At 69.9% G+C, this 22858-nt stretch carries 21 protein-coding genes; 17 read left to right on the forward strand and 4 right to left on the reverse strand.

What is annotated here, in order from left to right:
• Nucleotides 1-7 precede the first annotated feature (7 nt).
• The 6 genes from ACWFR3_RS22675 to ACWFR3_RS22700 all read left to right on the forward strand — a co-directional run bounded on the left by ACWFR3_RS22675 (nt 8) and on the right by ACWFR3_RS22700 (nt 6839).
• On the forward strand, nt 8-1204 hold the full coding sequence (locus ACWFR3_RS22675; protein WP_453736433.1) for an allantoate amidohydrolase: 1197 nt from the start codon (nt 8-10) through the stop codon (nt 1202-1204).
• Nucleotides 1201-2568, forward strand: a complete 1368-nt coding sequence (locus ACWFR3_RS22680; RefSeq protein WP_453736413.1) for a formimidoylglutamate deiminase — start codon at nt 1201-1203, stop codon at nt 2566-2568. Before ACWFR3_RS22675 ends, ACWFR3_RS22680 begins: the two co-directional genes overlap by 4 nt.
• A gap of 207 nt (nt 2569-2775) precedes the next feature.
• On the forward strand, nt 2776-3948 hold the full coding sequence (hutI, locus tag ACWFR3_RS22685) for an imidazolonepropionase (protein ID WP_453736414.1): 1173 nt from the start codon (nt 2776-2778) through the stop codon (nt 3946-3948).
• A gap of 262 nt (nt 3949-4210) precedes the next feature.
• A complete protein-coding gene (locus tag ACWFR3_RS22690; RefSeq protein ID WP_453736415.1) occupies nt 4211-5458 on the forward strand; it encodes a DNA sulfur modification protein DndB in 1248 nt (415 codons plus the stop codon).
• Between the two features lie 296 nt (nt 5459-5754).
• Nucleotides 5755-6138 carry a hypothetical protein gene (locus ACWFR3_RS22695; RefSeq protein WP_453736416.1) on the forward strand — a complete coding sequence of 128 codons (384 nt, stop codon included), beginning with the start codon at nt 5755-5757 and terminating at the stop codon, nt 6136-6138.
• Nucleotides 6139-6140: 2 nt separating this feature from the next.
• Nucleotides 6141-6839, forward strand: coding sequence for an aspartate/glutamate racemase family protein (locus tag ACWFR3_RS22700; protein WP_453736417.1), 699 nt, complete (start codon nt 6141-6143; stop codon nt 6837-6839).
• Nucleotides 6840-6980: 141 nt separating this feature from the next.
• Here ACWFR3_RS22700 and ACWFR3_RS22705 read toward each other — a convergent pair whose 3' ends face one another.
• Nucleotides 6981-7952, reverse strand: coding sequence for an RNA polymerase sigma factor SigF (locus tag ACWFR3_RS22705; RefSeq protein ID WP_453736418.1), 972 nt, complete (start codon nt 7950-7952; stop codon nt 6981-6983).
• Between the two features lie 238 nt (nt 7953-8190).
• On the opposite strand from ACWFR3_RS22705, the gene ACWFR3_RS22710 reads away from it, so the two are divergent.
• The 6 genes from ACWFR3_RS22710 (at nt 8191) to ACWFR3_RS22735 (ending at nt 13916) form a co-directional block, all read left to right on the forward strand.
• Nucleotides 8191-8559, forward strand: a complete 369-nt coding sequence (locus ACWFR3_RS22710) for an STAS domain-containing protein (RefSeq protein ID WP_453736419.1) — start codon at nt 8191-8193, stop codon at nt 8557-8559.
• Nucleotides 8560-8846: 287 nt separating this feature from the next.
• Nucleotides 8847-9365: an ATP-binding protein gene (locus ACWFR3_RS22715; RefSeq protein ID WP_453736420.1), complete on the forward strand. Its 519-nt coding sequence runs from the start codon at nt 8847-8849 to the stop codon at nt 9363-9365.
• 232 nt (nt 9366-9597) lie between these two features.
• Nucleotides 9598-10335, forward strand: coding sequence for an LPXTG cell wall anchor domain-containing protein (locus ACWFR3_RS22720; protein WP_453736421.1), 738 nt, complete (start codon nt 9598-9600; stop codon nt 10333-10335).
• A gap of 100 nt (nt 10336-10435) precedes the next feature.
• Nucleotides 10436-11413 (forward strand): COG1470 family protein, encoded by a 978-nt coding sequence (locus ACWFR3_RS22725; protein WP_453736422.1) that lies wholly within the window; start codon nt 10436-10438, stop codon nt 11411-11413.
• Nucleotides 11410-12570: a hypothetical protein gene (locus tag ACWFR3_RS22730; RefSeq protein WP_453736423.1), complete on the forward strand. Its 1161-nt coding sequence runs from the start codon at nt 11410-11412 to the stop codon at nt 12568-12570. The genes ACWFR3_RS22725 and ACWFR3_RS22730 overlap by 4 nt, the downstream gene beginning before the upstream one ends.
• Nucleotides 12570-13916: a hypothetical protein gene (locus ACWFR3_RS22735; RefSeq protein WP_453736434.1), complete on the forward strand. Its 1347-nt coding sequence runs from the start codon at nt 12570-12572 to the stop codon at nt 13914-13916. Before ACWFR3_RS22730 ends, ACWFR3_RS22735 begins: the two co-directional genes overlap by 1 nt.
• 126 nt (nt 13917-14042) lie before the next feature.
• Here the strand turns inward: ACWFR3_RS22735 and ACWFR3_RS22740 are convergent, their stop codons facing one another.
• Nucleotides 14043-14879 (reverse strand): alpha/beta hydrolase, encoded by an 837-nt coding sequence (locus tag ACWFR3_RS22740; RefSeq protein ID WP_453736424.1) that lies wholly within the window; start codon nt 14877-14879, stop codon nt 14043-14045.
• Between the two features lie 208 nt (nt 14880-15087).
• Complete coding sequence (locus tag ACWFR3_RS22745; RefSeq protein WP_453736425.1) at nt 15088-16584, reverse strand: peptide MFS transporter; 1497 nt, start codon at nt 16582-16584, stop codon at nt 15088-15090.
• Between the two features lie 473 nt (nt 16585-17057).
• Here ACWFR3_RS22745 and ACWFR3_RS22750 point away from each other — a divergent pair, with 473 nt between their 5' ends.
• Nucleotides 17058-17735 (forward strand): response regulator transcription factor, encoded by a 678-nt coding sequence (locus ACWFR3_RS22750; RefSeq protein WP_190083462.1) that lies wholly within the window; start codon nt 17058-17060, stop codon nt 17733-17735.
• A gap of 209 nt (nt 17736-17944) precedes the next feature.
• Nucleotides 17945-19216 (forward strand): ATP-binding protein, encoded by a 1272-nt coding sequence (locus ACWFR3_RS22755; protein WP_453736426.1) that lies wholly within the window; start codon nt 17945-17947, stop codon nt 19214-19216.
• On the opposite strand, the gene ACWFR3_RS22760 is transcribed toward ACWFR3_RS22755, so the two are convergent.
• A complete protein-coding gene (locus tag ACWFR3_RS22760) occupies nt 19213-19740 on the reverse strand; it encodes a GtrA family protein (protein ID WP_453736427.1) in 528 nt (175 codons plus the stop codon). The genes ACWFR3_RS22755 and ACWFR3_RS22760 overlap by 4 nt on opposite strands.
• A gap of 187 nt (nt 19741-19927) precedes the next feature.
• Between ACWFR3_RS22760 and ACWFR3_RS22765 the strand changes: the two genes are divergently transcribed.
• The 3 genes from ACWFR3_RS22765 to ACWFR3_RS22775 are packed head-to-tail and all read left to right on the forward strand — an operon-like array spanning nt 19928 to nt 22817.
• Nucleotides 19928-21097, forward strand: a complete 1170-nt coding sequence (locus ACWFR3_RS22765; RefSeq protein WP_453736435.1) for a 5-(carboxyamino)imidazole ribonucleotide synthase — start codon at nt 19928-19930, stop codon at nt 21095-21097.
• Nucleotides 21094-21627 (forward strand): 5-(carboxyamino)imidazole ribonucleotide mutase, encoded by a 534-nt coding sequence (purE, locus tag ACWFR3_RS22770; RefSeq protein WP_453736428.1) that lies wholly within the window; start codon nt 21094-21096, stop codon nt 21625-21627. The genes ACWFR3_RS22765 and purE overlap by 4 nt, the downstream gene beginning before the upstream one ends.
• Nucleotides 21628-21632: 5 nt before the next feature.
• A complete protein-coding gene (locus ACWFR3_RS22775) occupies nt 21633-22817 on the forward strand; it encodes a dipeptidase (RefSeq protein WP_453736429.1) in 1185 nt (394 codons plus the stop codon).
• The last annotated feature ends 41 nt before the right edge of the window (nt 22818-22858 follow it).

A 22858-nucleotide genomic window follows, 5' to 3' on the forward strand; every position in this document is an offset into this window, starting at 1 on the left:
CCACGCCATGTGGCGCTCGCTGCGGCCCATCGGCCGCAGCGACGCCTCCGGCGGCTACCGCCGTTACGCCTGGACCGACGCGGACGCCGAGTGCCGCCTGTGGTTCCAGGCGCAGGCCGAGGCGCGCGGCCTCGACTACGAGGTGGACCGCAACGGCAACCAGTGGGCCTGGCTCGGCGACCCGTCCCGCGGCGACGCGGTTGTCACCGGCTCGCACCTGGACTCGGTCCCGGACGGCGGTGCCTTCGACGGCCCCCTCGGGGTCGTCACCTCCTTCGCGGCGCTCGACGAACTCCGCGCCAGGAAGGTGTCGTTCAGCCGCCCCCTCGCCATCACCAACTTCGGCGACGAGGAGGGCGCCCGCTTCGGCCTGGCCTGCGTGGGATCCCGCCTCACCGCGGGTCAGCTCTCGCGCGAGAAGGCGTACGAGCTGACGGACGCGTCCGGCGTGACGCTCCCCCAAGCCATGGAAGCGGCGGGCTACGACCCGGCGAAGATCGGGCCCGACCACGAACGCCTCGCCCGCATCGGCGCGTTCGTGGAGCTCCACGTCGAGCAGGGCCGCGCCCTGGACCTCACCGGTGACCCCGTCGGCATCGCCTCCGCCATCTGGCCGCACGGCCGCTGGCGCTTCGACTTCAGGGGCGAGGCCAACCACGCGGGCACCACCCGCCTGGTGGACCGCCGCGACCCGATGCTGTCGTACGCGGAGACGGTCCTGGCGGCCCGCAGGGAGGCCGAACTCGCGGGCGCGGTGGCGACCTTCGGCAAGATCGCGGTCGAGCCGAACGGCGTCAACGCGATCCCGTCGCTGGTGCGCGGCTGGCTGGACTCCCGAGCCGCGGACCAGTCGACCCTCGACACGGTAGTGACGGGCATCGAGAAGGCGGCCCGCGAGTACGCGGACCGGCACGGCATCGACCTGGATGTAGTACGCGAGTCGTTCACCCCTGTCGTCGAGTTCGAGCACGCGCTGCGGGACGAGCTCGGCAGGCTCCTGGGCGGGGAGCGGCCGATCCCCGTCCTCGGCACGGGCGCCGGACACGACGCGGGTATTTTGTCCGGATCGATCCCCACCGCCATGCTGTTCGTACGGAACCCCACGGGCATCTCGCACTCCCCGGCAGAGTTCGCCGCCGAGGACGACTGCGTCGCAGGGGTGACCGCACTGGCCGACGTACTGGAAGGGCTGGCGTGCAGGTGACGACGGATACGGCGAAGACGACCACGTACTGGCTGGAGCACGGCTGGCTCGACACGAATGTCGAGCCGGGCGTGGCGGTGGAGGTCACGGGCGACCGGATCACGGCAGTCCGCAGGGAGGTCGCGACGCCCCCGCCCGGCGCGACGGTCCTGCGCGGCCTCACCCTCCCCGGCCTGGCCAACGCCCACTCGCACGCCTTCCACCGGGCCCTGCGCGGCACGGTCCAGGTGGGCTCGGGCACGTTCTGGACGTGGCGCGAGGTCATGTACTCGGTGGCGGACCGCCTGACGCCGGAGACCTACCACGCGCTTGCCCGCGCGGTGTACGCGGAGATGGCCCTTGCGGGCATCACGACGGTGGGCGAGTTCCACTACGTGCACCACGCGCGCGGCGGCACGGCCTACGCGGACCCCAACGCGATGGGCGAGGCGCTGATCGAGGCGGCGGCGGACGCGGGTATCCGCATCACGCTCCTGGACACGGCGTACGTGGCGTCAGGCCTGCTGTCGGAGTCCCGTGGCGAGCCCCCGAACCGCCACCAGCTGCGCTTCTCCGACGGCACGACGGAGGCGTGGGCGGAACGGGCCTCGGCCCTCAAGGACCGCGACCACGCCCGCATCGGCGCCGCGATCCACTCCGTACGAGCGGTACCGGCCCGTCAGCTGGGCACGGTGGCGGAATGGGCGTCGGCCCGCCAGGCCCCCCTCCACGTGCACCTCTCCGAGCAGACGGCGGAGAACGAGGCGTGCGCTGCCGTGCACGGCTGTACCCCCACGCAGCTCCTCGCCGACCACGGAGTCCTGGGCCCCCGCACCACAGGTGTCCACAACACACACCTCACGGCCGAGGACATCGCCCTGCTCGGCCGCACCACGACGGGTACGTGCATGTGCCCCACGACGGAGCGGGACCTCGCTGACGGCATCGGCCCGGCGGTCGGCCTGCAGCGCGCGGGCAGCCCGCTCTCGCTGGGCAGCGACAGCCACGCGGTCATCGACATCCTCGAAGAGGCGCGGGCGATGGAACTGAACGAACGCCTGCGCTCGCACACGCGGGGCCACTGGACGGCGGCGGCGCTGCTGCGGGCGGCTACCGCCGACGGTCACGCGGCTCTCGGCTGGGCGGACGCGGGCACGATCGAGCCGGGCGCGCTGGCCGACTTCGCGACGGTCGCGCTTGACTCCGTCCGCACGGCGGGCCCGCTGCCTCGCCTGGCGGCGGAGACAGCGGTCTTCGCGGCCACGTCGGCGGACGTCCGCCATACGGTGGTGGGCGGCCGCCATGTCGTACGGGACGGGGAGCATGCGTCCATCCCGGACGTGGCGGGAGCGTTGGCGGAGGCGGTGGCGGCGCTGCGAGATTGAGGCTTTCCCCCAGACCCTTGAACCGCCGCTGCGCGGCGGATCTTCCCCACCCACCCACCCGATTCAGCCCGTCCGGCGTTTGAGGACGAACTCGGCGGAGCCGGTGATTGCGGTACGCACAAGGCCCCTGCGCCCAGCGGGTTTTCGGGAAGGGGCGGGGTTGGGGAAACAAGCCCGCCCAAAACCTCAGCCCCCACGGAGATCCCCATGCCCACCACCCTCATCACCAACATCGCCAGCCTCGTGACGAACGACCCCTCCCAGGGCGACGGCACCCCCCTGGGCCTCCTCACGAACGCAGCCGTCGTCCTGGACGGCGAGAAGATCGCCTGGGTAGGCCCGGCCGCCAAGGCCCCCGCAGCGGACGAAACCCACGACGCGCAGGGCCGAGCCGCCATCCCCGGCTTCGTCGACTCCCACTCCCACCTGGTCTTCGCGGGCGACCGCACCCAGGAGTTCAACGCCCGCATGTCCGGCCGCGCGTACTCCGCAGGAGGCATCCGCACGACGGTGGCGGCGACCAGGGCCGCCACCGACGCCGAGCTGGAGGCGAACCTCACCCACTACCTCGCCGAGGCCCTCCGCCAGGGCACCACCACCTTCGAGACGAAGTCGGGCTACGGCCTCAACACGGAGGACGAGGCCCGCGCCCTCCGCATCGCATCCCGCCACACCGACGAGGTCACGTTCCTCGGCGCCCACATCGTCTCCCCGGACTACGCCGAGGACCCGGCAGCGTACGTGGACCTGGTCACGGGCCCCATGCTGGAAGCCTGCGCCCCCCACGCCCGCTGGGTCGACGTCTTCTGCGAGAAGGGCGCCTTCGACGGCGACCAGGCCCGCGCGATCCTGACGGCCGGCAAGGCGAAGGGCCTGCACCCCCGCATCCACGCCAACCAGCTCTCCTACGGCCCCGGCGTACAGCTCGCCGTAGAGCTGGACGCGGCATCGGCGGACCACTGCACGCACCTCACGGACGCAGACGTGGACGCACTCGCGAACGGCAACACGGTGGCGACGCTCCTCCCCGGCGCGGAGTTCTCCACCCGCGCCGAGTGGCCCGACGCCCGCCGCCTCCTGGACGCGGGCGCCACGGTGGCCCTCTCCACGGACTGCAACCCGGGCTCGTCCTTCACGTCCTCGGTCCCGTTCTGCATCGCCCTCGCCGTACGGGACATGGGCATGACCCCGGACGAGGCCATCTGGTCGGCGACGGCGGGCGGCGCGGCGGCCCTGCGCCGCACGGACATCGGAACGATCCGCGAGGGCGCCCGCGCGGACCTGGCCTTCCTGGACGCCCCGAGCCACGTCCACCTGGCGTACCGGCCGGGCGTCCCGCTGGTCTCACAGGTGTGGCGGAGTGGTGTACAGATGCGCTGAGCCGGGGTCCGATGTCGCGCTGTCCGAGCCGATGGCCTGCGCATAGCTGATTCCCCGCGTGGCGGTGTGGAAAGGTCACGTGACCGTACGACTCGTCCACCTCGGTCATCAGTTTCGCAAGCCGGGCCCGTGCCAACAGCTCCGGACATGCCCCCGCACTTCGATATGCTCGATGTGATGTGCAGCCTCGGGAGCATCAGGTGCCCCGAGGATTTCTCAGGACGGCAGGGGGCGCGTGGTGACGGAGCAGACGACTGAGTATGTGACCGAAATCGAGCGGGGGCGTGGTGACCCGCTCCGGGTTCTTGAGCTGAGCCCGACCCGTTGTCTGACGACCATGGCGTGGGGCCAGCTCGCGCGCATCGTTCCGGACCCCCGCAAGGCCGAGGAGGTCAAGGCGCTACGTTTCCTGTCTCCCGAGGAGCGGAAGCAGGCGGAGACCCGTAACGAGGTCCAGCGCAACATCAAGTCGACGAAGAAGGCGCACAACGCCAAGGCGTACGCCCGCTATCTGGCCGAGGTGATCCAGGGCGAGCGCGACGAACGCTGGGCTACTCCGCCTTTCGCGCTGTGGACGGGCAAGGGCTTGGACACCGTGCGCGCGGAGAGCCCTTTCGGTGTGGACACGATCGCGTACCTGCCGTTCGACCTCACCGGCGTGCTCATGGATGCGGAGACTCAGCATCTGGCGCACTACCTGCTGCGCGAAGACCCGGACGGGTATGGCTTGACGACAGCGCAGGTCAACGCCCGGCTGGTCGGCGTAGAGATCTACCACGACATCGACCTGGTTGCTGCTCGTCAGATCTTTCACGACCGCAATTTGCTCGGCGTCGTGCCCAACAAGAACGTGGCGCTTGCCTCGGACTCATCCAACGTGGCCACCAACATCACGCTGAGCTTGCTGAAGGAGGTGGAGGTGCCCAACCCGTCCGGTGTCGGCACCGTTCCGCTCGAGCAGGTGGTCTCCGTCCGTCAGCGGCAGCTCAAGGCGGCCGACACCGAATGGATGACGTTGTCGACGATGCGCTCGTTCGTGGTCACGGCGCTCTTCGGGAAGGCGGGCTTCGAGAAGACCAGCGGCCCAATCGACGACCTCCCCGAGGGGTGCACGCGGGAGAACGCCACGATGGAGATCCGGGATGCGTTGATCCGGATCCTCGCGGAGTTTGCCCCGGCGTTCATGGCGCGCCATTCCACTGTGATCGCTTCCCCGGCCGTGTTCGCGGCTCTCGGTGCAGTTACCCACCGCGTCATGTCCTGGAGCAAGGGCAAGACGGAGAGCGGCGGAGAGCTGGACCTGGACGGCCTGATGGCGCTCCTTGCAGATGTGAAGTGGGACAGGGACGCCAAATACTGGGAGGGCACGGCCGGCAAGCAGACCTCCACGGGAGCGTTCTCCCTTGCTGGCGGCGTCAAGGACAACGGGTCCAAGACCACTGCGGCCCTGGGCGATCCGGCATCTCCTCGTTTCCGGTGGGTGCGGTACGGCCGGCCAGCCGGGGAGTGACCTCGAGGGGGCGCAGACATGTGCACTGTGCGTCCCCGCAGTTCCCTCAAAGATTCCCCGCACTTTCCTTAAGCCTGTTTTGGCAGGTCAACTGCCTGGTCGTACCCCCGTGAAGCTCTGGGAATCCTCCAACGCCGCAGAATCCCCGCAGTTTCCGCTAATCTCATCTTTCTCGTCACTCTGAGGCGCAACAAGCGTCTCAGAGTGACCTGTACGCACTGATTGGGGAGATGAGTGGCGACAGAAGCTGCCAGTTGTGCGCCGGGGGCGACCTGGTACCACGGGGAGGCGCGACGGTGAGCGGCGCACAGATCACGGTGGTGGCCACCATTGTTGCGATGCTGGTGGGGGTGGGATCCCTTTGGTACCTGCGAGAGCGGCACCTCCGGGAGGAACGGCAGGAGCGCAAGGCGGAAACAGAGGAAGCGCGAAGAATCCTCGGCGACGTGGAGACGGCATTCCAGCGGCCGGATCCGCCCGCGCCTCAGGAGCTCGCCGACTTCGCCGAGCGTCTCGGTAGGACCGAGACGAGTGCGGCGAAGGAAGTGCGGACCGCCGTTGAGCGCGTGGGTGCGAAAGTGGACTCGTACCACTTCAGGCGCTGTCGAGAGGAAGCGGTACTCAAAGACGTCATCGCAGCCCGTGAGCGGATCGACACATACGTCGAAAAGGGGCGCTGACCATGCGGACCATCGGCCTCATCGGCGGCATGAGCTGGGAGTCCAGCGCCGAGTACTACCGGCTGCTCAACGAGCTCGTGCGCGAGCGTCTTGGCGGGCTGCACTCCGCGCGGTGCGTGCTGTACTCCGTCGACTTCGCCGGGATCGAGCGGCTCCAGGCGGCGGGGGAGTGGGAGCAGGCGGGGGAGGTGCTCGCGCGGGCCGCCGAGGGGGTGGAGGCGGCCGGGGCGGATCTCGTGTTGATCTGCACCAACACCATGCACAAGGTCGCAGAACAGGTCCAGGCGGCTCTCTCCGTGCCGCTCCTGCACCTGGCGGACGCGACCGCCGACGCGGTGCTGCGCGGCGGCGTACGGCGCGTGGGGCTGCTCGGGACCGCGTTCACCATGGAGCAGGACTTCTACCGGGAGAGGCTGGCCGCGCGCGGGCTCGACGTGCTCGTTCCGGACGCGGAGGGGCGCGCGCTGGTGCACCGGGTGATCTACGAGGAGTTGTGCGTGGGGGTGGTGAGTGAGGTGTCCAGGGCTGGGTACCAGAGGGTCATCGAAGATCTCGTACGGGAAGGAGCTGAGGGCGTGATCCTCGGGTGCACCGAGATCGAGCTGCTGATCGGGCAGGAGCACAGCCCGGTGCCGCTCTTCCCGACGACGCGACTGCACGCGGAGGCGGCGGTGGCGGCAGCGCTGGAGACGGACAAGTGAACGGGCACAACGCACCCCACCCGCCTACCCCTTGATGCGGGGCAAACGGGTGGGTGGGTGGGAATGATCCGGATCCGCCGCGAAGCGGAGGTCTGTTCGCCCGCGGAAAAGGCCGCGAACAACGCCGAGCGGCGAGATCCCTCACTCGTCGACGGTCAATCCCTTGCGCAGCTTCACGAGAGTGCGCGACAGCAGTCGCGAGACATGCATCTGCGAGATGCCCAGCTCATCGCCTATCTCCGACTGCGTCATGTTGGCGACGAAGCGGAGCGAGAGGATCTTGCGGTCGCGCGGCGGCAGTTCGGCGATCAGCGGCTTCAACGACTCGACGTACTCGATGCCTTCGAGCCCGTGGTCCTCGTAGCCGATGCGGTCCGCGAGCGCGCCCTCGGAGTCGTCCTCCTCGGGCTGGGCGTCCAGCGAGCTGGCCGTGTAGGCGTTGGATGCCGCCATGCCCTCGACGACCTCTTCGTTGGAGATGCCCAGGCGCTCGGCGAGCTCGCCCACCGTGGGGGCGCGGTCGAACTGCTGGGCGAGTTCGTCGCCCGCCTTGGCGAGGTCCAGACGGAGTTCCTGAAGGCGGCGCGGGACGCGCACCGACCAACTCGTGTCGCGGAAGAAGCGCTTGATCTCACCGACGATCGTCGGCATCGCGAAGGTGGGGAACTCGACGCCCCGGCTGAGCTCGAAGCGGTCGATCGCCTTGATCAGGCCGATGGTGCCGACCTGGATGATGTCCTCCATGGGCTCGCTGCGCGAGCGGAACCGGGAGGCGGCGAACTTGACCAGAGCGAGGTTGAGTTCGACGAGGGTGTTGCGCACGTACGCGTACTCGTGCGTGCCTTCCTCGAGCGACTCGAGGCGTTCGAAGAGGGTCTTGGACAGAGCCCTCGCATCCAGCGGCCCCACCTGGTCGTACGGCGGGATCTCGGGCAGATCGGCGAGCCCCTCGGGGGCTTCCGTCTCCGATACGGCTGTCAGGGCCGGAAAATCGTCCGGCGTGGCTTCCGTGCGGGGACCCGGGATCTCGGTCTCGATACGGTTCGGTGAGAGTGTCGACGTCGCTCGGTCAGTGCGCGATTCGTCGAGCCGGGGTGACATGGTGTCCTCCATCGTTCTCGGCATATGGCTGCCGATGCCAATACGTGCACTGCGGTGTGCGGCGCCTCCAAAGCCGTCCGTGTTGATTACTGTCTCTTCTACCCCTACCCGGTTCTACAGCCCGGTCGCAAGTGCGTTGTGCGGCGAAATGTCCGAATTCGGGGGCTTGTTCGGGTACCGGAGACCGTACGGAAGGCGTAATGTTCAGGGGCGTCATCAACAGCCACGACGGTCGGAAGTGAGTGACGGAATGGACCGCGGGACAGTCGGTAGCGCGCAGGGTGGCCGGCTTCTGGTCGAAGTCCGGGCCGAGAGCCCGAGCGTCGTCGTGACTCCGGCGGGTGAGTTGGATCACCACACCGCCGATTTGTTGCGTGAACCGCTCGAGGCCTGCCTCGACGACGGTTTTTCGCGGCTCGTGGTCGACTGTGCGCGTCTGGAATTCATGGACTCCACCGGACTCAATGTCCTCCTGGGGGCCCGGCTCAAGGCCGAGGCCGCGGGGGGCGGAGTGCATCTGGCCGCGATGCAGCCGGTGGTGGCCCGAGTCTTCGAGATCACTGGAGCCGACGCGGTCTTCACTGTCCACGAGACGCTCGAAGCGGCGCTTGCCGACTGATCGGGCGGCCTGCTGACGGAGCGTGCCAAGAGTTACGCGCCAGTTGTCTCTATGTGATCACTGCGTTACCAGCGTCACACGGGTTGCGTCGAATAAGTGGGTGTTCTCACGGTTCGGCAGGGCAGGAGAGACCTGGATGCGTCGTATCCGTCGACAGCGGTCCGATGTGAATCAATCGTTGCCAAATCAACAGCAGGAACGGCCGAGCAGCCGATGATCTCTCTTGGAGCCCCGCTACTTGTCCAGTTTCTTGTCCAGAGTCCTCTTGTCGGTGAGGTGAAGCGCTGATGAGCACCACCCGGCCTTGCTCGCCGGGCGATCGCGGTCCGGAGTCCGAGACCGTTGTCGCGGACGCTCCCGCGGACCAGGTCGCTCCGGCGGCCGCGGACCGTCAGGGGCGCCAGGTCCGCAGGCTGAGCCTGAGCGGCGCGAGCGGCATCGTGCCGCTCGCCCGGGACTTCGCACGCCAGGCGCTGCAAGCCTGGGGCTGGCTGCCCGCGGCGGGCGCAGATCAGCGGGCGGCGGCGGAGGACGTCCTCCTGGTCGTGTCCGAGCTGGTGACCAACGCCTGCCTGCACGCCGAGGGCCCCGACGAGCTCTGGCTCTCCTCGGACAACAAGGTGCTGCGGATCGAGGTGTCCGACCGCGGAGCGGGCCAGCCCGCGCCCCGCACCCCGCACCGCGTCGGCAGGCCCGGCGGGCACGGAATGTTCATCGTCCAGCGGCTCTGCCTGGACTGGGGGGTCGTCCGTACGCCCGGAGCCCCCGGCAAGACGGTGTGGGCGGAGCTGAGCGCTCCCGTGTAGGCCCCGTGCCGCCGCCGGTGCATATGCCCGCGCCGGCGCGGTGCCAGCCCAGTCCCCGCTCGGTCCCCCCATGGGGTTACCCACGGTTCGTATGCGCGCCGGATCCACGAGATCCGGCGCGTTCTTTGTCTTCCCTCGACAAGGCCTCGGGCGTACCTTGAGCGCCCAATCTGATGTGCCGTCAGTAAATCCGCACCGCGGCACGCCACGACCGGCATGAGGGGAACTCGAGGTGTCGTACCAAAAACGTAGGGCCGCGCTCGCGCTTGCCACGGCCTTGGCCGGCGGCTCGGCGGTGCTGATGGCCGCCCCCGCCGCGCAGGCCGAGGTCCAGGACGTCAACTACCAGTGCAAGACGCCCATCGGGAACAAGGGCGCCGTCTCGCCGATCGACATAAAGAGCGTGAAGAGCGGCAGCGGCTACAAACTCACCATGTCCTTCCAGAAGGGCGTCTCCTCCAGCCCCGTGGAGCTGGGCAAGGGCGCGATGAAACCGAGCGCGCTCATCAAACTGGGCGGCGCGGAGAGCGGCACCGTGCCGGTCTCCGGAGCGCCCAACGACAAGGCGATCCCCGCCAACACCCCGATCAAGATCAGCGACCTGTCGGGGACGTACACGCCGAAGAAGAGCGGCAAGGTCACCTTCACCGCGGGCGTCCTGACGATCAAGGCGCTCGGCACGACGACGACGTGCACGCCGTCCAACAGCCCCAAGCCCTCGCTCTCGCTCGACGTGAAGGGTTCGGGCGGCGGCACCACGGGCGGCGGCTCCGGCGGCGGGAGCGACGACAGCGGAACCGGCGGCTCCGGCGGCTCCGCGAGCGCCCCCTCCGGCGGCGACGAGCTCCCGCAGACCGGCCCCGCGGACTCCGCGATCGCGCTCGGCACCCTCGGCGGCACGGTGCTGCTCGCGGGCGCGGCGGGTGCGCTCTGGCTGACCCGCAGGAACCAGGCGGCCCGGTCGCGCTAGGCGACGCGTACACCAGGGACGCGTACCTCACGTACGACGCGTAATCACGTACGGCGCGTACATCACGTATGCGGCGCGTACGAAGATCCAGGAGCCGCCGATGCCGTCGCTGCTGTCCGTTGCCCGTGTTCTGACCGTGGCCTTACTGGTGGTGACGGGCGCCGCCGCGGCGACTCCGGTGCACGCCGACGACTCCGGAGCGTGGTCCGTCGCGCCCTCCGCGGGAGGAGGGACGCGGCCCGCGAAGGACGGGCGGCCCTACTTCTACGTGGAGGGCACGCCGGGCTCCGTCCTGGAGGACACGGTGACGGTCACCAATCCGGGGTCGAAGCCGCGCACGGTGGAGCTGAGCGGCGCGGACGCGGACAACACGCGCGGCGGGGCGTTCTCCCTGGAGCGGGGCAAGCCGAAGGACACCGGCTCCTGGATCACCTTCGCCGAGCGCAAGGTGAAGGTGCCGCCGCGCACCCGCGCCGAGGTGCCGTTCAGCGTGAGCATCCCCGGGAGCGCGGTGCCGGGCGACCACCCCGGAGCGGTCGTCGCGCGGGAGGGCGGCAGGGACGCCGGGGTGCGCGTGCACCTGCGGGTGAGCGGCCCGACGCTGTCCGCGCTGACGGTCGAGCACGTCAAGGCCGAGCGCGGGCGCATCTCGTACGACGTCGTCAACCGCGGCAACACGGTCCTGACCCCCCGGATCGAGGTCAACGCGGAGGGCGTCTTCGGCCCGCTGCTCGACCGGGACCCCCGCACGCTTCCGGTGGAGCTCCTGCCCGGCCGCCGGGTCACCCTGACGGAACCGTGGACCGACGCCCCCGCGCTCGACTCCGTGAAGGTCACCCTCACGGTCACGGCCGCGGGCGGAGCCCACGACAAGGCCACGGCATCGGCCCGCTTCGTGCCGTGGGGAGCGGTCGCGGGGGCGGGCGCCGGGGTGCTCGGCCTGGCGGCGGCGGGGGTGTGGTTCGTACGCAGACGCTCAGAGTCCGGGGACCCACCGCGGGACGAGCCCGAACAGGGCGGTACGGAGCTGGAGTTGGCGGGAGCGGGCACGGGCACGGGAAGGGGCGAGCAACTGTGAACGGCTACCCAGGCGGCAAGAGGTACACGGCCGCAGTCGCCGCGCTGGCGGCACTCGCGGCACTCGCGTTCCTGCTGCTCCCGGCGAGCGGGGCAGCCGCCGCGGAAAAGCCAGAACTCACCCTCTCCAAGGCCCAGGCCGGCAAGGGCGGCGACATCACCGTCAAAGGCGAGGGATGGCGGAAGAACGCCCTGCTGATGATGCTGATCTGCGGCCAGGCCACCCCGGCCAAGGGTGTACCCGGCGGCACGAACTCCTGCGCCAACGACTCCGGCCGCGCCGTCACCACGGACGGCAAGGGCGCCTTCAGCAAGAAGCTCCCGGTGGCCGAGCCCCCGAAGCCCTGCCCCTGCGTGGTCCACGTGGCCACCGTGACGGGCGAGAAGGCGCAGGCCGACGCCGCTTTCAAGGTCGCGGGCCATCCCGTGGAGCCCCTGCCCAAGCAGCTGGGCGGCGGGCAGCTCTCCGTCCTCACCGACACGGAGCTCGAAGGCTCCAGCGGCGTACTGACCTGGTTCGGCGCCCCGCCGTCCCGCAAGTTCGTCTTTACGGTGGGCAACGTCGGCTCGGCCCCCGTCAAGAACCCCGTCTTCCAAGTCGGCACCTCTCACGGCGTGTTCGCCCCGCAGTGGGAGGAACAGCAGTGGCGCGGCACCATCGCCCCCGGCAAGAAGGCCCAGATCAAACTCCCGGTCGAGCTCTCCGCCGGGGCGCACGGCAACTACCTCGTATCGCTGAAGTTCGGCGGCAAGGTCCTCGCCGAGCAGCCCTGGGGCGTCGGCCGCCCCTGGGGCGTCACCGTCTTCTGGATCCTGCTCTGCGTCGTCGTGCCCGCCGCCGTCTTCCGCATCGGCATGGCGGTGGTGGACAAGCTCCGTCCGGGCCGCCGCCGGGGCGGGCGCGGCTCCCGTCCGGCGGGCCGTCACCGTACCGGCAGGATCTCCGAACTCACCGACCGGATACCGAAGTTGCGGCTGCCCCAGGGGGCGGTCGCGGCGGACGCGGCGGCCCGTACGCCACGTACCAAGGACACCGCCCCGAACACGGCCACCCTCCCGTGGTTCACCCCTGACACCGACCCCGGCGCTGGTAGCGACTCCGCCGGACAGCTCTCCGCACCGTCAGACAACAGCCCGACGACGAAAGGAAACACGTGATCAGCACACGACGGAGAGCGGGCGCGGCCTCGGTCTCGCTGCTGCTTGGCGGGGCGGGGATCCTGCTGGGCGCGAGTCCCGCGCAGGCGGCCGAGACGGCGTACAAGACGGAGTGCATACCGCCGTCGATCTCGGGTCTGCCACCGGTGCAGGGCACCACGAAGGTGGAGATCACCGCGCCGGCCACCGCGAAGGTGGGTGACGAGGTCGAGGTCGTATGGAAGACCACGGAGGCCGCCTCCAAGAACCCGGACGTCCTGGACCTGGACAAGGACACGGTGAAGCCGACCGGCACGATCAAGCTGGGCGGCGGCCAGACCGGTGACCTGGCGATGGCGGGCGAGCGGGTCAATCCGCCCATCAAGAAGAACAGCCCCATGGTCCTCTCCGACATGAAGGGCAAGCTGAAGCTGACTAAGGCGGGCGACGTCACGCTCACGCCGGGCGCGTACAACATCAACGTCAGCAAGCCGATGTCGACCGACACCAAGTGCACGCCGAAGGAAGAGGTCAAGGCGGGCGCGACCATCAAGGTGACGGAGGGCAGCGGCAGTTCGGGCGGTACGTCGTCGGGCAACACGTCCGGCAGTACCTCCGGCAGCACGTCCGGCAGCACCGGTGGCGGGAACACGACCGGCAGCACCGGCGGCGACACCGCGGGCAGCACCGGCGGCGGCTCCACGGGCGGGGACGACGGCGGCAAGACCGACCTCACCGGCAAGGAAGTCCAGACCCCCTACAAGTGCAAGACGCCCATCGGCGACAAGGACGCCACGTCGCCCGTCCAGATCAACGCCAAGAAGGACGGCGGGAACTACGCCCTCACGGTGAAGTTCAAGAAGTCGGTCATGGACAGCCCCGCCGACATCCCCGCGGACTCCGTGAAGCCGTCGATGGCGGTCAAGCTGGGCGGCGCGGACAAGGGCACGGTGGCGGTGGAGGGCCCCACCAACAAGGAGCCCATCAAGTCCGGCGACCCGATGACCATCCCTGACCTGACCGGCACGTACAAGCCGGGCGCCGACGGCAAGTCGACGCTCTCGCCGGGCGTCCTCACGGTCAAGGCCCTCGGTACGACGACGACCTGCACCCCGTCCAAGTCCGAGGTGTCCCTGGAGATCGACACGGCGGCGGTCCCGGGCGGCGCGGGCGGTTCCGACGCCGGTGACAGCGGCTCTGCGGGTGGCCCTGCGTCGGCCGGCGGGGCGGGTGGTGGCGACCTCGCTGAGACCGGCGCCGACGACAACGGCGCGTTGCGGGCCCTCGGCCTTGTCGCGGGCACCGTGATCCTCCTCGGCGGCGCGGTCTTCACCTTCCTCCCCGCACGAAGGAGGAACCTGCGCTAAAAGCGCCCGAAGGGGCGCGGGGAACTGCGCGAGCAACCAGACACGACCCGCACCCGCCGTTGCTCCGCAGGGAGGCAGACGCGACCGCGGGTCCGTCGTGGCTGGCCGCGCAGTTCCCCGCGCCCCTTACGGGGCGGTCCTCTTCCGGAGCCACTTCAGTACCGCCTGTGCGAGGCCCGGATCCTTGAGGAGTACGCCCCCGTGCGCCGAGCCCGGCTCGATGCGCACGGTGACGTCCCGCAGCCCCGCCACCGTCTGGGCATGGGCCAGGTCCGTGGAGTGCGCCACCGGCACGAAGTCCGCCGCCGAGTGCGTGAGGAGCATCGGGGCGTCGTTCGTGCCCGAGGCATGCGACTTGGCGGCGAGATCTTCCCAGCGGGCCAGGCACCGCTGCCCGCCGGTGGCGGCCGAGCACCCCGCGAGCCGCTCGGCCGCCCCCCGCAGCCCGCGCTGGGCAGAAGACGCGGCGGTCATCCCGCCGTCCGTCCAGGCCCGGTAGGGCGAGGCCACGGGGGAGAGCGCCGCCACGGCCCGCACCCGCTTGCGCCCGGCGCCGTAGGTCGCGGCGCTGACGGCGAGATGCCCGCCCGCGGACGAACCGAGCACGACGGGCGTGCCGCCGCCCCGCCGCTTCACCCACCGCAGGGCCGCGAGCACGTCATCGCGCTGCGCGGGCCAGGCGGCGTCGGAGGCCAGCCGGTAGTCGGTGTCGTAGACGGTGAACCCGCGCGCCGCGAACCACCGCGCCCACCCGCTCCAGTCGGTGTCCCGCAGCCAGGAGCCGCCGTGCAGGATCATCAGGGCGGGGTGCCCGGACCGGTCGCCGTACACGGTGATGTTCTGGCGGGCGTGCTGCCCGTACGAGAAGGTCGGGGCCGGCGGCGGCTCGGGGGCGGCCTCGACGGCGGCACTGGACGAGAGCAACGCCACGCAGAGGGCGAGGACCGGCAAGGTACGGCGCATGGGCAGATGCTTCACCGCCAGGACCTGGGACCGCCGCAGAAACGTTCTGCGTCATCACCACGGGTTAGCGAACGATCCTCTGTTCGCGCGAGTGGACGTGAGCCGACGCGAGTGGGCGGCTGAACGCGAAGGGCCGCCGCACCCTCGGGTGCGGCGGCCCTTCGCCGTCTTGCGCAGGCCCGCAGGGGCGGGCCCGGTCGACGTCAGATCAGTTGACGGAACCCATCAGTTCCTTGACCTTCTTGCGGTTCAGATAGATGCCGAAGCCCGCGATGACCGCGATGATCGCCTCCACGGCCACCGCACCCGAGTTGTTCAGGTCGATGCCGAGCTGCGGCGAGGTCAGCAGGCCGGTGACGGAGTCGCCCGCGGTGACCGCGAGGAACCAGACACCCATCATCTGGGCGGTGTACTTCGCCGGGGCCATCTTCGTGGTCACGGAGAGGCCGACCGGGGAGAGGCAGAGCTCGCCGACGGTCTGGATGAAGTAGATCGCGACCAGCCACATCGGGCTGACCTTGCCGCCGTTGTTGGCGGTGTCGATCAGCGGGATGAGGAAGACGAGGAAGGAGATGCCGATCAGCGTGAGGCTGGAGGCGAACTTGACCGCCGTGCTCGGCTCCTTGCCCCGCTTGTTCAGCCACAGCCAAGCCGAGGCGACCACGGGGGCCAGCGCCATGATGAAGATCGGGTTCAGCGACTGGTACCAGGAGGTCGGGAAGTCGAACCCGAGCAGGTTGTTCGTCGTGGAGTGCTCGCCGAAGATCGACAGGGTCGAGCCGTTCTGGTCGTAGATCATCCAGAAGACGGCGGCGACGATGAAGAACCAGACGTAGCCGGAGAGCTTGGACTGCTCCAGGGTCGTCAGTTCCTTGTCGCGCTTCATGCGGACCAGGACGGTGACCGGGATGACCAGACCGGCGATGGTGAGCGGCATCAGCGCCCAGTCGGCGAAGTTGCCGGTCACGGCGAGGAACGTGTAGAGCGCGGCGGCCACGATCAGCCAGATCAGGCCGGTGCGCAGGGCGGACTTGCGCTGCTCGGGCGTCGCGGGCTGCGAGACGACGCTGCTCTCGCCGCTCAGGTGGCGCGAGCCGAGCATGAACTGGGCCAGGCCGAGCGCCATGCCGACCGCGGCGAGCGCGAAGCCGAAGTGCCAGTTGACGTTCTCGCCCACGGTGCCGATCGTCAGCGGGGCGAGGAAGGCACCCATGTTGATGCCGATGTAGAACAGCGTGAAGCCACCGTCACGGCGCGGGTCCTCCGGGCCGTCGTAGAGGTGGCCGACCATCGTGGAGATGTTGGCCTTCAGGAGGCCGGAGCCGAGCGCGACGAGCGCGAGACCGGCGAAGAAGGAGGCCGAGCTCGGCAGGGCGAGCGTGATGTGGCCGAGGATGACCACGCCGGCGCCGATGGCGACCGTCTTGCGCGGTCCCCAGAAACGGTCCGCGACCCAGCCGCCGGGCATGGCGAGCAGGTAGACCATCGACATGTAGACGGAGTAGATCGCCGTCGCCGTCGTGGCCGACATGTTCATGCCGCCGGGGGCGATCAGGTACAGCGGGAGCAGTGCCTTCATGCCGTAGAAGCTGTAACGCTCCCACATCTCGGTCATGAAGAGTGTGGCCAGTCCGCGGGGGTGGCCGAAGAAGGTCTTCTCAGAGCCAGGGGTACCGGCGGAGTCCTTCGTCAGGCTGGACGCCATGGGTCGATCCTCGTGAGTTCGGGACGCGCGGCAAGAGCGTGTGCGCGCCCGGTGGGGGGCGGTCGGCACCGGGGTCGTATCGCCCGCACACCCCCACGCCCGGGGGGAGTTCGCGCTCCGTTCGAGGAGGGCGCTGGACGGCGACTCCGAGATCCACGCCCTGGCGCAGGTGCACGCGCAGGGCCCGACCACAGGTCATTCCTTCTAAGGCTGGCGCAGCCAGCCCGCACATAAAAGAGACCTAAGGCCGCACAGCGGGCCAAAGGTCCTTGGATAGTGCATCAGGCGTTGGGTCACCATACGCCATGTGAAGGTGGCATATGGAAGGACTTGAGAGATGGATCACAGGTTACGGTGGAACCGCCGCCCACATTTGAAGGTGATCCACAGGATCGCACCCCATAGCCGCAGGCGTCGAACGCCAGCGGGCGATCACCCCACGACGGTCGTCCGGCGCGGACTACCATCACTCCATGACCCGTGTACTGCTCGCCGAGGACGACGCGTCCATCTCGGAGCCGCTGGCCCGTGCCCTGCGCAGGGAGGGGTACGAGGTCGAAGTGCGTGAGGACGGCCCGACCGCCCTCGACGCCGGGCTGCAGGGCAGCGTCGACCTAGTCGTACTCGACCTGGGCCTGCCCGGGATGGACGGCCTCGAGGTCGCCCGTCGCCTCCGTGCCGAGGGGCACACGGCGCCGATCCTCATCCTGACCGCCCGCGCCGACGAGGTGGACACCGTCGTCGGCCTGGACGCGGGCGCCGACGACTACGTGACCAAACCCTTCCGGCTCGCCGAACTGCTCGCCCGGGTCCGGGCCCTGCTCCGGCGCGGGGCCGCCGAGCCGCAGCAGGCGCCGGCCACGCACGGCGTACGGATCGACGTCGAGTCGCACCGGGCCTGGATGGGCGAGGAGGAGCTCCAGCTCACGGCCAAGGAGTTCGACCTGCTCCGGGTCCTGGTCCGCGACGCGGGTCGCGTGGTCACGCGTGACCAGCTGATGCGCGAGGTCTGGGACACCACGTGGTGGTCGTCCACCAAGACCCTGGACATGCACATCTCCTGGCTCCGCAAGAAGCTGGGCGACGACGCGGCGAATCCCCGCTACATCGCCACGGTGCGGGGCGTCGGCTTCCGCTTCGAGAAAAGTTAGGGGCAGCGCCCCGCAGGGGCGCGAGCAACGTGCCCCGTAAGGGGCGCGGGGAACTGCGCGAGCAACCCAAGACGACCCGCACCCGCCGTAAAACCGTCGCGGCCGGACGCGTCTGCGACTCCGTCGTGGCTGGCCGCGCAGTTCCCCGCGCCCCTGCGGGGCACGTTCCCCGCACCCTGAGGGGCGCTTCGATCGGCGACACTGAGTAAATGCGCCGCCGACTGATCAGCAGCACCCTCGCCGTAGTCCTCGTAGTGATCGCGGTCTTCGGGGTGAGCCTCGTCATCGTCGAGACGAGGACCATCAGCAGCAGCGCTCAGGAGCGAGTAACAAGCGAGGCCCTCCGCCTGGCCAGCATCGTGGACAGCAGGCTCATCAGCGACGAGCGGATCAACGCCGAGATCCTGCGTGACGTCGCCGCGGTCGACACCGACCGCTACGCCCTCATCGAGATCCCCGGCCGCGCCCCCATCGAGATCGGCGAACGCCCCACCGGCGACGTCATCCACGACACGGCCGACGGCGAGGAGGGCGAGAAGGTCACCGTCGAGGAGCCCCGTACGGCCGTCACCCAGGAAGTCGGCCGCACCCTGCTGATCATCGCCGCGGTGGCGCTGCTCGCGATCGTCGCCGCCGTGCTCCTCGCCGTACGCCAGGCCAACCGCCTCGCATCGCCGCTCACCGACCTCGCGGAGACCGCCGAGCGCCTCGGCTCGGGCGACCCCAGGCCCCGCCACAAGCGGTACGGGGTGCCGGAGCTTGACCGCGTTGCGGACGTCCTTGACGGCAGCGCCGAGCGGATCGCCCGGATGCTGACCGCCGAGCGACGGCTCGCCGCGGATGCCTCGCACCAGCTCCGTACGCCCCTGACGGCCCTCTCCATGCGCCTGGAGGAGATCACCGTCACCGATGACCTGGACACGGTGAAGGAGGAGGCCACGATCGCGCTCGCGCAGGTCGAGCGCCTCACCGACGTCGTACAGCGGCTGCTCACGAACTCACGCGACCCGCGTACGGGCTCCGCCGTCTCCTTCGACCTGGACGAGGTCATCAAGCAGCAGCTGGAGGAGTGGCGCCCGGCCTACCGCAGCGCGGGCCGTGCCATCGTCAGCTCGGGCAAGCGGCACCTGCGGGCCGTGGGCACGCCCGGCGCGGTCGCACAGGTCCTCGCGGCGCTCATCGAGAACTCCCTCATGCACGGCGGCGGCACCGTGGCCCTGCGCACCCGCGTCACGGGCAACCAGACGGTCGTCGAGGTCACGGACGACGGGCCCGGCGTCCCCGCCGATCTCGGCGCGCGGATCTTCGAGCGCACCATCAGCGGCCGCAATTCGACGGGTATCGGCCTGGCGGTCGCCCGGGATCTGGCCGAGGCCGACGGCGGCCGCCTGGAGATGCTGCAGACCAAGCCGCCGGTGTTCGGCCTGTTCCTGTCGCGTACGCCGCCCAAGCGGGCCCAAGAGCCCGAGACGCTGCGTTAGGCGCGCCGCGCGGCCGGCCGCTTCTCCTCGGCCGTCACGGCCGCGGACTCGTCGTCCAGGAACGATTCCGCACGGGCGACGGCCTCCCGCGCGGGCAGCGTCTTGAAGACCCAGGTGCGGTAGGACCAGAAGCGGAAGCAGGTGGCGATGCCGATGCCCACGAACTTGAAGATGTTGCGCTGGAGCGGGCTGTCCCAGTCGAAGCCGTAGATCGCCGCGTACAGAACGCCGTTCTCGATCACCAGGCCGACCGCGCTGAACATCAGGAACAGCGTGAGCTCCTTGGTGCGGGAGCTCTTGTCGCGGTCCTTGTACGTGAAGTAACGGAAACCCACGTAGTTGAAGGCGATGGCGACGACCGTGGCGATCACGTTCGCGCGCACGGCCTGCAGGCTCGTCATGTGCCACAGCAGGTTGGATACGCCGAAATTCACCAGCGTGCCCAGGGCTCCCACCGCCCCGAACTTGGCCACTTCGCGCGCGAGCTGCTCCATTCGCACCCGTAGTGCGCCACGTTCCGTCATGGTGGTCGCCCCAACCCCCGTCGTCGATTCGTTCGGTCTTCGTCTCGTCGACGTATTTGGTGATTCGGTCGCGTCAACCCAGCCATGCTAACCAGCGACCCCCGCCCGTTGCGCGTGGACGCTTCCACACTGTGGCGGCTCTGTGACGGGAGAGCCCGTACGGTGCACGGAAACCGGCCGTTCCGACCTGGCTGATACAGGCCGATACCCTGGGGGTGTGACGTTCCCGGTAGTCGGCATGGTCGGCGGCGGTCAGCTCGCCCGCATGACCCACGAGGCGGGTATCCCCCTCGGCCTTAAGTTCAAGCTCCTCAGTGACACCCCTCAGGACTCCGCGGCGCAGGTCGTCGGCGATGTCGTCATCGGCGACTATCGCGACCTCGACACGCTGCGCGAGTTCGCGAGGGGCTGCGACGTGATCACTTTTGATCACGAACACGTACCCACCGAGCATCTACGGGCCCTGGAGGCGGACGGCATCCCCGTGCGCCCCGGGCCCGACGCGCTGGTGCACGCCCAGGACAAGGGCGTCATGCGCGAGAAGCTCACGGAGATCGGTGTGCCGTGCCCACGCCACCGGATCGTGCGCGATCCGGCGGACGTGGCGGCCTTCGCGGCCGAAGGCGACGGCTTCCCCGTGATCCTCAAGACGGTGCGTGGCGGCTATGACGGAAAGGGGGTGTGGTTCGTCCGTTCCGTCGAGGACGCCGAAGATCCCTTCCGGGCCGGTGTCCCGGTCCTGGCCGAGGAGAAGGTCGACTTCCTGCGGGAGCTCGCGGCGAACGTCGTCCGCTCGCCGCACGGCCAGGCCGTGGCCTATCCCGTCGTCGAGTCGCAGCAGGTCGACGGCGTCTGCGACACGGTGATCGCCCCGGCCCCCGGTCTCTCCGAGGACCTCGCGGGCGCGGCGGCGGAGCTGGCCCTGCGCATCGCCAAGGAGCTCGGCGTGGTCGGCCACCTCGCGGTCGAGCTCTTCGAGACGCGCGACGGCCGCATCCTGGTCAACGAGCTCGCGATGCGCCCGCACAACTCGGGCCACTGGACCCAGGACGGCGCGATCACGTCCCAGTTCGCCAACCACGTGCGCGCGGTGCTCGACCTCCCCCTCGGCGACCCGCGCCCGCGGGCGAAGTGGACGGTCATGGCCAATGTCCTGGGCGGCGACTACCCGGACATGTACCAGGCGTACCTGCACTGCATGGCGCGCGACCCGCAGTTGAAGATCCACATGTACGGCAAGGACGTGAAGCCGGGCCGCAAGGTCGGCCACGTCAACACCTACGGCGACGACCTGGACGACGTGCTGGAGCGCGCGCGTCACGCGGCCGGCTATCTCAGAGGAACGATCACCGAATGACCGCACCTGTAGTTGGCATCGTGATGGGCTCGGACTCGGACTGGCCGGTCATGGAGGCCGCGGCCAAGGCTCTCGACGAGTTCGAGATCCCCTACGAGGTCGACGTCGTATCGGCGCACCGCATGCCGCGCGAGATGGTCGCGTACGGCGAGGAGGCGGCCGACCGCGGTCTCAAGGCGATCATCGCCGGGGCCGGCGGCGCCGCGCACCTGCCGGGCATGCTCGCTTCGGTGACCCCGCTGCCCGTCATCGGCGTGCCCGTACCGCTCAAGTACCTCGACGGCATGGACTCGCTCCTGTCCATCGTGCAGATGCCCGCGGGCGTCCCGGTGGCGACGGTCTCGGTGGGCGGCGCGCGCAACGCGGGCCTCCTCGCGGCGCGCATCCTCGCCGCGCACGACCCCGAACTCCTCGGTCGTATGCGGGAGTTCCAGCAGGAGCTGAACGAACAAGCCACGGAGAAGGGCAAGCGCCTGCGCACCAAGGTCGAGGGCGCGGGGTCCGGCTTCGGCTTCGGCTCGGGGAAGTGAGCGGCATGACGTCCCTCGACGACGCCCGCGCGTTTCTGGCTGAGTTCCCCGTGGTCGACGGCCACAACGACCTGCCCTGGGCGCTGCGCGAGAAGGCCGGTTACGACATCGACCGCCTCGACATCGCGACCGACCAGACGGGCAGCCTCCACACGGACATCGCGCGCCTGCGGGCGGGCGGCGTCGGTGCGCAGTTCTGGTCGGTGTACGTCCGCACGGACCTGACGGGCGACGCGGCGGTGAGCGCCACGCTCGAACAGATCGACTGCGTGGACCAGTTGCTCACGCGCTACCCGGCTGACCTGCGGCGCGCGCTGACGGCAGCGGACATGGAGGCGGCGCGGGCGGAAGGCCGTATCGCGTCCCTGATGGGCGCCGAGGGCGGCCACTCCATCAACAACTCCCTGGCGACCCTGCGGGCGTTGCACGCGCTCGGCGTCCGCTACATGACGCTGACGCACAACGACAACATCGCCTGGGCGGACTCCGCGACGGACGAACCCGGCGTCGGCGGCCTCTCCGCGTTCGGCCGCGAGGTCGTACGCGAGATGAACCGCAGCGGCATGCTCGTGGACCTCTCGCACGTGGCGGCGACGACGATGCGCGCGGCCCTGGACACCTCCGTGGCCCCGGTGATCTTCTCGCACTCCTCGTCGCGCGCGGTGTGCGACCACCCGCGCAACATCCCCGACGACGTCCTTGAGCGGCTGTCCGCGAACGGCGGCGTCGCGATGGCCACCTTCGTGCCGAAGTTCGTCCTCCAGGCGGCGGTCGACTGGACGGCGGCGGCCGACGAGAACATGCGGGCGCACGGCTTCCACCACCTGGACACGACGCCGGAGGCGATGAAGGTCCACGCGGCCTTCGAGGAGTCCACGCCGCGCCCCGTCGCCACGGCAGCGACGGTCGCCGACCACCTCGACCACATGCGCGAGGTCGCGGGCGTCGACCACATCGGCATCGGCGGCGACTACGACGGCACGGCGTTCACGCCGGACGGCCTCGACGACGTCTCGGGCTACCCGAACCTGATCGCGGAGCTCCTGACCCGCGGCTGGTCGAAGGCGGACCTGGCCAAGCTGACGTGGCAGAACGCGGTCCGCGTGCTCGGCGCGGCCGAGGACGTGGCACGGGACGAGCAGTCCCGGCGCGGTCCTTCGAACGCGACGCTTCAGCAGCTGGACGGCTGACAGTTGGGCGGAGAGCGGGGGTGGCCGGGACCGGCCACCCC

Source organism: Streptomyces sp. NPDC055189 (assembly GCF_053606765.1).